Genomic DNA, 9,775 nt, shown 5'->3' with positions numbered 1-9,775 from the left:
AGATCGCGTAAGCTCGGCTTTGCCGTGTCAGCCATGCTCACTGCTCCGTTCCCACCAGTTCCTGGAGCTCTTCGGCATCGAATTCTTGCTCGATGAGCCTGATCGACACGACCCGGGCAAATGAGGCAAGATCGGGATGAGCGAACAGATCCGAGACCGCGATTGACACGCCGATCTCCTGCGACACCCGGCTCAGCACCCGCACTGCGAGCAAGGAATGTCCGCCGAGCTCGAAGAAGTGATCGTTGCGTCCGACCTGATCGACGTCGAGCAGCTCCGCCCAGATCCCGGCCAGCGCCAGCTCGATCTCGTCCTCGGGTGCCTCGTAGGTGCGACTCGCCAACGCATCCTCGCCCGGCGCCGGCAGTGCACGCCGATCGATCTTACCGTTAGCGGTGAGCGGCAACTGCTCCAGCACCGTCACCGACGACGGCACCATGTAGTCAGGCAGAACGGCGGACAGTGCATCGCGCAAGGCGCGGCCGTCGAGCGACGGCCCGCCACTCGCATAGGCGAACAATTGGCGCCCGGTCCGGCCTTCGCCCGCCACAACGGCCGCCGCACGCACGCCACGCTGCTCGAGCAGACGCGCCTCGATCTCTCCGAGCTCGATACGGAAGCCGCGGATCTTCACCTGCTGGTCGGCGCGGCCGACATATTCAATCACGCCGTCGTTGCGCCAGCGCGCGAGATCGCCGGTGCGATAGAGGCGCGTGCCATCGTCGCTGAACGGATCGGGGACGAACCGCTCCGCGGTCAGTGCAGCCCGGTTCAGATAGCCGCGGGCCTGGCCAACACCACCGATGAACAGCTCGCCGGTGACGCCGGCGGGAACGATATTGAGGTCGGAATCGAGAATGTGCGCCGACCTCGCACCAACGGGCCGTCCGATCGGTGCGGGCTGGTGAGGTGTCAACGCGGCGGCGTCGACGATCCACGCCGTCGGCGCGATCACCGTCTCGGTCGGGCCGTAGGCGTTGACCAGAAGATCGATAATGAAAGCTTCTCGAAATGCCCTGACCCCGGTATCGGACCAGGCTTCGCCGCCGACGATACAGGCCCTGATCGCCAGCCTGCGCCCACCCTGCCGCAATGCCGCGCTCAATTGATCCGCATAGGCCGGCGGCAGGAAGATCGAGGTCACCGCATTGCGGGTCATCTCGCTGACGAGATCGTCAATCAGGAGACCGGGCTTCGAAGGCAGGACGAGCGAACCGCCCGTCATCAGCGGCACCAGCCATCGCTCGTGGGCGATGTCGAAATTGATCGATGCCGTCTGGAACTCGCGGTCACGCGAGGTCATGCGGTACAGCCGGCCGATGGCTTCGCAATGCATCGCCAGCGGTCCGCGCGCAACCGCCACGCCTTTCGGCGCGCCGGTCGACCCGGACGTGTAGATGACATAGGCCAGGCTGTCCGGATGGATTTCGATGTCGAGGTTCCCGCCGTCCTCGCCGGCACGCGGCGATGGCTGGTCGATGCAGAGCGCCTCGACCCCGGCTTCGCGCAGCACCGGTGCAAGCGGCTCGAGCAGCGCGCCTTGCGTCAGGACCAGCGCCGCGCCGCCGTCACGCAGCATGTAGGCAAGCCGCTCGGCCGGATAATCCGGATCGAGCGGCAGATAGGCGCCTCCGGCCTTCAGAACCGCGAGCAGCGCGATGATCATGTCCGGGCTTCGGCTCAAGGCAATGCCGACCAGCCGATCCGGACCGACGTTCCAGAGGCGAAGGCGTCGTGCGAGCGCGTTCGCACGCGCGTTCAACTCGCCATAGGAGATGCGCTGGTCGCCGCAGACGATGGCAATGGCAGACCACGCCTGTGCGGCCTGTGCTTCGATATGCATCACGACGTCGGGGCAGGATGATGCGGAGGTCAGCCGCGCTGCGCCACTCCATTCGAGAGCTCGTCGCGCGTCCCGCTCGACTGCCGCAGAGAGATCACCGAGCGCACGTTCCGAATTCGCCGCAATCCGTTCCAGCAGGGCGTGGAGAATGTCGCGAAGGCGCAGGATCGCCGCCTCGTCGACCCGGCTCCGGTCATAGTTGAATTCAATGTTCAGCCGATCGCCGGCGGCGAACACCGCGACCGCCAGCGCATAGTTCGTCGGCGTCACATGCGCCACACGTCCCAGCCGCGGACCACCTTCCCCGCCTCGCAGCACCCCCTCGTCGATCGGATAGTTTTCGAACACCAGGATACTGTCGAACAGCGGCTGCCCGGCACGGCCGGCGAGGCGCTGAATGTCGTAGAGCGGCGTCCAACCGTGCTCGCGCAGCGCCAAATTCTGTTCCTGCAACTGGCGCAGCCAATCGCCCACGATAGCTTGCGGGCTGGTCGCATCGACGATGGGAAGCGTGTTGATGAAGAGGCCCACCATCTCCTCTGAACCGGGCAATTCGGCCGGACGACCCGAGATGGTCACGCCGAAAGAGACCGCGGACTGCCCCGAATGACGCCGCAGCAGCTGCGCCCATGCTCCTTGTATGAGCGTGTTGAGTGTTACCCGTTCATGCTTTGCAAAGGACTTCAATCGCTCGGTCAACGCTGCGTCCACCGCAAGCCCGACGCTGGCATGGCCTTCGGCGAGGGATGTTTTGGGGGGCGTCAGTGTGTTCGCGAGCAATGTGGGCGCCTCAAGCCCTGCCAGAGCCTCGCGCCAGAACCTCTCGGCGCTCTCGCGATCGCGGCCCTGCAACCATGCAATGTAGTCGCGATAGCCGCCCTGCACGGCCGGCAGCGGGCGGCCGCTCGCCTGCTCCAATACCTCGGCCACTAGCCGGGCCGAGCTCCAACCATCGACGAAGATGTGATGATGGGTCCAGATCAGCCAGTGCCTCTCGTCGTCGAGACGGATCAGACGGATACGCTGAAGCGGCGGCTGCGAAATGTCGAAGCCCATCTCGCGCTCACGCCGGGATATCTCCGCCAGCGCGGCTTGCAGATCCGGAGGCGCGCTGCCGCGCCAGTCCTCCTCGACGAACGGCACCGTCACATGACGATGCACCATCTGCTGCGCTGCGCCCGACAGGTTCTGCCAGACAAACCCGGTCCGCAGGGCCGCATGCCGGTCGCTGACTATCTGCCACGCGGCTTTCAGCTTGCCCGCATCGACGCCGAACAGTTCGAGCCCGACCTGATTCACATAGGCGTCGTTGGCACCGTCGCGCAGCGCATGAAACAGCATGCCCTGCTGCATCGGCGAGAGCGGATAGATTTCCTCGATGCCGCGCAGATCCAGGTTCGCAGCCAACCGGTCGAGGTCGGCTTGAGCGAGCCCAGACAGCGGGACATCCGATGGCGTGAGGCCGAACGCTCCATTGCAGCAGTGGGTGATCAGTTCGCGCAGTGCGTCTTTGTAATGTGCGGCGAGCCGCTCGACCGTCGCGTCCCGGTAACGCTTGCGTCCGTATCCGAGAGATAGTTCCAATCGGCCGTCACGCACGAGGCCAGTGATGTTCAGCCAACCGCGCATGGGTGCCGTGGCGCTACGCGAGGGACCTGCACTCTCCGCTGCGAAGGAGAAGCGCTGGTTGGTGCCTATGTTGGCGTCAAAGCGGCCTAGATAGTTGAAGACGATCTGCGGCTCCGCCAATTGAGCCAGAGCATGGCGCTGCTGCTCGGAGCCGAGATGGCGCAACACGCCATAGCCGATCCCGCGATTCGGAATCGCGCGAAGCGTCTCCTTGACCGCCTTGATCAGCGACGCCTCGTCGCCTGCATCTTTCAGCCGGACCGGGAAGGCCGTCGTGAACCAGCCGACGGTGCGGGACACATCCGCATCTGGGAAGATCTCCTCGCGGCCGTGGCCTTCGAGCTCCACGGTGATCTCGTCGTGCTGGCTCCAGCGCGACGCCGCGCGCACGAGACCGGCGAGCAGGAGATCGTTGGCCTGGGTCCGATAGGCAGCCGGCGCCTGTTCGAGGAGCTGTGACGTCAGATCGGCATCCAACACCAAGGACACCTCGCCGCCATCACCGACGCGATCGACATCGCCATGGTCGTCGTTGCATGGCAGGCGTGCGCCGGCGCCACGATCCAGCCAATACGGCAATTCGGCCGCGATCTCCGCCGTTCCCGCATAGGCATGCAGCCGCTCGCTCCACGAGGCAAAGGAGTCGCTCTTCGGCGGCAGCGCGACGGGACTGCCACGCTGCAGCTGGTCATAGGCCAACGCCAGGTCTTCCAGCAGGATACGCCAGGACACGCCATCGACGACGAGATGATGGATCGCAAGCAGCAAGCGTTGGCTACCGTCCGCCAGGTCCATGCCGACCGCGCGCAGCAGCGGTCCCGAAGACAGTGAGAGGCTTTCCTGCGCGGCGCGGGCGAGCGCCGTGACCTCCATCGCGCCGCCGACGCCCGCATGAAGCCATAACAGTTCGGTTGAACCCGGCGCCGGTCCCTGCTCCCCCCGCCAAGCACCATCCACCTGCTTGAACCGCAAACGTAACGCATCGTGATGGTCCGAGATGGCCGCAAGCGCGCGCCGCAGCGTCTCCCAGTCGACCTGCATACGGGGCAGCAGCAGAACCGTCTGGTTCCAGTGATCCCGGTTGGCAATGTCCTCGGCGAAGAAGCGCGTCTGAATCGGCATCAGATGGGGCATGCCAGATGCGGTGTCGCCGACTGACGCCTTCGCCGCCGGTCTCTCCTTCTTGGTCGTCCCCGCCGATATCACGGCGACCGTCGCCAACCCGGCAATCGTCTGCTGGCTGAAGATCTGCTTCGGAGTGAGCCGGATGCCGCGCTTGCGCAAGCGGGCGATGATCTGCAGGCTCAGAATCGAATCGCCGCCGAGTTCGAAGAAATTGTCATTACGGCCGACGCGCTCGCGAACGAGCACCTCGCACCAGACCGCCGCGATGGCAATTTCAATATCCCCCGCAGGCGCGGCATAGCCGGCCGACGCCCCCTCTTCGGCCGGTTCGGGCAAGGCGCGACGATCGACCTTTCCATTGGGCGTCAGCGGCAATTGCGCCAACATGACGATGTGTGACGGAACCATATAGTCCGGCACGATTGCAGCCAGCTGTTGCTTGATCGCATCGGCCTGTGGAGCGGCGCCGCTCTCAGCCACGCAATAGGCGATCAGCTCCTGGCGCTCACTTTCACCGATGGCGCGTGAAACGACCACCGCGTCACCGATCCCCTGCAGCGCCTTGATAACGCGCGCGACCTCGCCCAACTCGATGCGATAGCCGCGCAACTTGATCTGGTCATCAGAACGACCCAGGAATATCAGCCGGCCCTCGCGGTCGCAGCGGACACGATCCCCGGTTCGGTAGAGGCGCCCGCCCGCGGCGCCGAACGGATCCGGCACGAAGCGTTCCGCGGTCAGGCCCGCCGCGCCGCGATAGCCCCGCGCCAGCCCAGCGCCGCCGACATAGAGCTCGCCAACGACTCCGATCGGCACCTCGTTCAAGGCGTCATCGAGGACATGGACGCGCAGATTGGCAAGAGGCAGACCGATCGGAACCGAACCGTCCCCGCGGCCTGCCGCGCACTCATGCGTCACCGCGCCGACGGTCGTTTCCGTGGGCCCGTAATGATTCAGGATCCGGCATTCCGGCCGCAAACGCCGGACGTCGTCCAGCAGCGCGCCATCGCACGCCTCGCCGCCCAGGATGAGCGCGTCGCGGGGGAGCAGATCGGCCGAGTGCGAGGCCTGAAGCAGCCCTCGCAGATGGCTCGGCACGATCTTGAGAATGTCGACCTCGCCCTCGCGCATCGCTTGTGCAAACGCATCCGCGTCGAATACGGCCTCCGGTGACAGCAGATGCAGCGTGCCGCCGGATGCGAGCGCACCGAACAGGACAGTGTGGCCGAGGTCGGCCGCCACCGTCGAAACCATCGCCATGCTCGCCGACGGGCGCGGCTTCAGACGTTGCAGCAGAGCCTGGACATAATTGGCCAAGGCCCCGTGCGAGACGCTGACGCCCTTAGGCGCGCCGGTCGATCCGGAGGTATAGATGACGTAAGCGGTCTGCGTTGGATGAATGGTCGTGTCGAGCGGCAGGCTCGATACCTCGGCGCGCGCCGCTTCCGCCTCCGCGTCGAGCACCAGGCAGCCCAGCTCGCGCGCATCCGCCAATTTGTCGCCCGCCGCAAGCATGATGTCGATGCCGCCGTCGGTCAGGATACGGCGGACGCGCTCCAACGGCCATTTCGGATCGAGCGGGACATAAGAGCCGCCCGCCTTCAGCACACCGAGCAAGGCGACGACAAAGGCCGGAGAGCGCTCGATCCACAGCGCAACCGGTGTCTCGCGTGCCACGCCCTTCGCGATGAGGGCGTGTGCGATACGATTTGACCGCTGCTCGAGCTCCGCAAAGGTCAGTCGCCCCCGGCCGCATCGAATGGCGATGGCGGTCTGTCGATCGACTGTCGCCGCGCGATGAAGGCTCACCACATCGGCGAAGCCGAACGCCGCAGCCTCACTCGGCACGGTCTGCCGGTGTCCGTCGTCGATGACGAAGTCCGATATCCGCCGCTCGGCGTTGTCGGCAATCTGGCGCAGCATCGAACCGAATTGCGTCGCCAATCGCGCGATAGTCGGACGCTCGAACAGATCGGTGGCGTAGTTGAACGTGACCTTCATGCCGACGCCATCGATGACGTCGAGGGCGACATCGAAATGCGAACCAGCGAGATCGACAATGTCGATGTCGGCAGTGAGCCCCTCGACGCCGGAGAAACCGCCCGGCGCCGTCATGTAGTTGAACTTCGCCTGGAACAGGGGATTTTGCCCACCGCTGCGTTCGGGCTTGAGGCCGTCGACCAGCATTTCGAACGGAAGATCCTGGTGCGTCAGCGCCTCGACCACCGACTCCCTGACCTGACGCAACAGGCTGGTGAAGCTCGCTTCGGCGGTCATCTCGGCCCGCAGCACCAGCGTGTTGACGAAACATCCGATCAGTCGTTCGAGCTGCGTATGCCGGCGCCCGGCGACCGGCACGCCGACACGCAAATCACTCTGCCCGGTGTAGCGCTGGAGCAGCGCGTAATATGCGCCGAGCAGCAGCATGAAGACGCTGACGCGCTGCTTGCCGGCGATCTCCCGGAGCCGGGACGCAAGCACGGCGTCGATGGCCAGACCGATCGTATCGCCGGCATGGCTCTGGATCGTCGGGCGCGGCCGATCATGCGGCAGCGCCAGCACCGGGTGAACATCGCCGAGCTTGGCGCGCCAATAGGCGAGCTGCCGATCGCCCTCGCCGCCCGCAAGCCAGCTTCGCTGCCAAGCCGCAAAATCAGCATATTGAATTGCCGGAACCGGCGGCACGCCTGCGTCCTGACCGGTACCGGCTCGATAGAGAGCGGCCAGCTCTTCGAGTAGCACATCAAGCGACCATCCATCGACGATGATGTGATGGGCCAGCAACAGCAGTTCATACGCATCGTCCGCAAATTGAAGCAGCACGGCGCGCAACAATGGCCTGTTCACGAGATCGAATGGCTTGCCGAGCTCGGATCGCCTGACCGTCTCCGCGCGCTCGGAGCGCTCCCGCACAGAATAGGCGCGGAGATCCTCGTGCCGAACGCCGATGCTCATGACATCGTGGACGAGCTGCGTCCCACGGCCGTCTCTGGCGATGAACGTGGTGCGCAATATCTCGTGACGACGGACGATCTCGCCGAAAGCACGCGAAAGCACTGCACGGTCGAGCCGTCCCTTCAGACCGATTGTGCTCGCAACGGTATAGGCTGTCCCAGCAGGATCCATGTTCCAGAGGAACCAGAGCCGCTCCTGTGCGTGCGACAGCATCGTGCGATCGGCCGCGACGGCCCATGGGATCGGCGGGAGCGCTCGGCCAGCGCCGGTGCCCGCCAAAACATCGATCCGGCCAGCGAAGGCCGCAAGCGCCGGCGCGTCGAAGAAGGTGCGCAGCTCCACTTCCACGTTCAGGCGGTCGCGGATCGCCGCGGCTACTTGGCCAGCCGCGATCGAGTTTCCGCCCAGCACAAAGAAATCGTCCTCGCGATGCACCGCCGCGACGCCAAGCGCCTCGCACCACATCGCAGCGACGGCGCGCTCGGTATCAGTCGCCGGCACCGTCAGGGATGCAGTGCCGCGGCGACGCCCTCTCTCGAACACCGCGAAGCTGTCGAGCGTGTTGTCGGCGAGACGCGTTGCGCAGGCCGACCGCTGCAGCTTGCCGCTCGTCGTCAGCGGCATCGCTTGCGGGTTCAGCAGAACGATCACGGCCGGATATTCCTGCGCCTGCCGGAGCACGGCTTCGCCGATCGCATGTGCGAGCGCTTCCGGATTGCTACGCTTGAGCACGGCGCGGCTGAACTCCACCGCCACTCCGATGGCTTCACGCCCCTCGACCTCGATGGGAAAGGCGGCAACCCGTCCGCTGCGGACGGATTCGACCTCGGCTTCGACCGCCTGCTCAACATCCGTCGGATAGACGTTCTGCCCGCGAACGATCAGCAGGTCCTTGAGACGACCGGCCACCACGAGTGCGCCGTCGCGAAGGAAGCCGATGTCGCCGGTCCGCAGCCAACGCGCACCATCTCGCTCGACGAAGGCTTGATGCGTGGCCTCGACATTGTTCCAGTAGCCGAGCGCGACACTGGGACCGGTGACCCAGATCTCGCCCACCTCATTCGCCTCGGCCACCGCCGATTCGTCGACGCGCATGATGCGCACGGCGTGACCAGCAGCAGTTCGACCACATGCCACGAGGTCCGTGCCTTCGCTGGCGCTCGCGATGCGGCCGGCGGCGAGTTCCGCGGTGTCGAGCGTGTAGCTGACGGTCTCGGCGGTGATGTCGCTGGCCGTGACCAGCAGCGTCGCCTCCGCAAGTCCATAGCAAGCCGTCAACGCCCGTCGATCGAACCCGGCCCGCGCAAACCGGTCGCCAAATTTCTCGAAGGTGGTGCGGCGGACGAACTCCGAGCCCGAGAACGCAAACCTCCACCGGCTGAGGTCGAGCCGACGGATGGTCTCTTCCGAGATGCGATCGGTGCAGAGTGAGTACGCGAAGTCGGGGCCACCGCTCAACGTGCCGCCGTGACGGTCGATGGCCTCGAGCCAGCGCCGTGGCCGCTCCAGGAAGTTCCGTGGCGACATCAGGACGCCGGTAAAGCCCGTGAACAGCGGGTTCAGAAGTCCGCCGATCAGCCCCATGTCGTGATAGAGCGGCAGCCAGCTCACAAACACGTCGTCCGGCGTTCCGCCACAAACCGCTTCGATGGCACGCTCGTTGGCCGCCAGATTGCCGTGAGAGACGCAAACGCCCTTCGGCTGCGAGGTCGAGCCGGATGTGTACTGGAGGAACGCGATCCCATCGGCCGCAGGCCCCGTCTCGCGCCAGTCCGCCGCGAGATCGGGCGAAATCGTGTCCACCGCAACGATCTGCACGTCGGCGAGCTCGGGCAATGCCGCCTCGATGAGGCCGCGCAGCCCCGTCTCCACCAGGATGAAGCGCGGCGCGGCATCTCGCAGGATACCGTTGAGTCGTCCCGCATAGCGCTCGGGGCCGCCCTCAGGCGGATAGGCCGGCACGGCGATTACGCCCGAATACAGGCAGGCATAGAATGCGACGGCATAGTTGATCCCGCTCGGAAGCAGGATCACCGCCCGCTCGCCCGTACCGCCCATCTGCTGAAACCAAGCCGCAAGCGCCCTGATCCGAGCGTCGAGCGCGGCGAACGTCAGCTCGTCGGCGACGTCGTCGCCTTCGAGGAACCGCAAAGCCATCTTCTGCGGTCGCAAAGCGGCATGCTCTCGCAAGCGTTCGACGAGGTTGGATCTATCCATCTTCGA

Annotated in this window: 1 protein-coding gene; it reads right to left on the bottom strand. The window is 65.4% G+C overall.

The features are described from left to right. Positions 1 to 37: 37 nt before the first annotated feature. Complete coding sequence (locus I6F33_RS05010) at positions 38 to 9,769, bottom strand: non-ribosomal peptide synthetase (RefSeq protein ID WP_225141376.1); 9,732 nt, start codon at positions 9,767 to 9,769, stop codon at positions 38 to 40. Positions 9,770 to 9,775: the final 6 nt, after the last annotated feature.

Origin of the sequence: Bradyrhizobium sp. BRP20 (assembly GCF_020194215.1) — a bacterium.
Taxonomy (GTDB): Bacteria; Pseudomonadota; Alphaproteobacteria; order Rhizobiales; family Xanthobacteraceae; genus Bradyrhizobium; species Bradyrhizobium yuanmingense.
The sequence above is the reverse complement of the archived record's forward strand: the minus strand, read 5'-3'. Positions and strand labels throughout refer to the sequence as shown.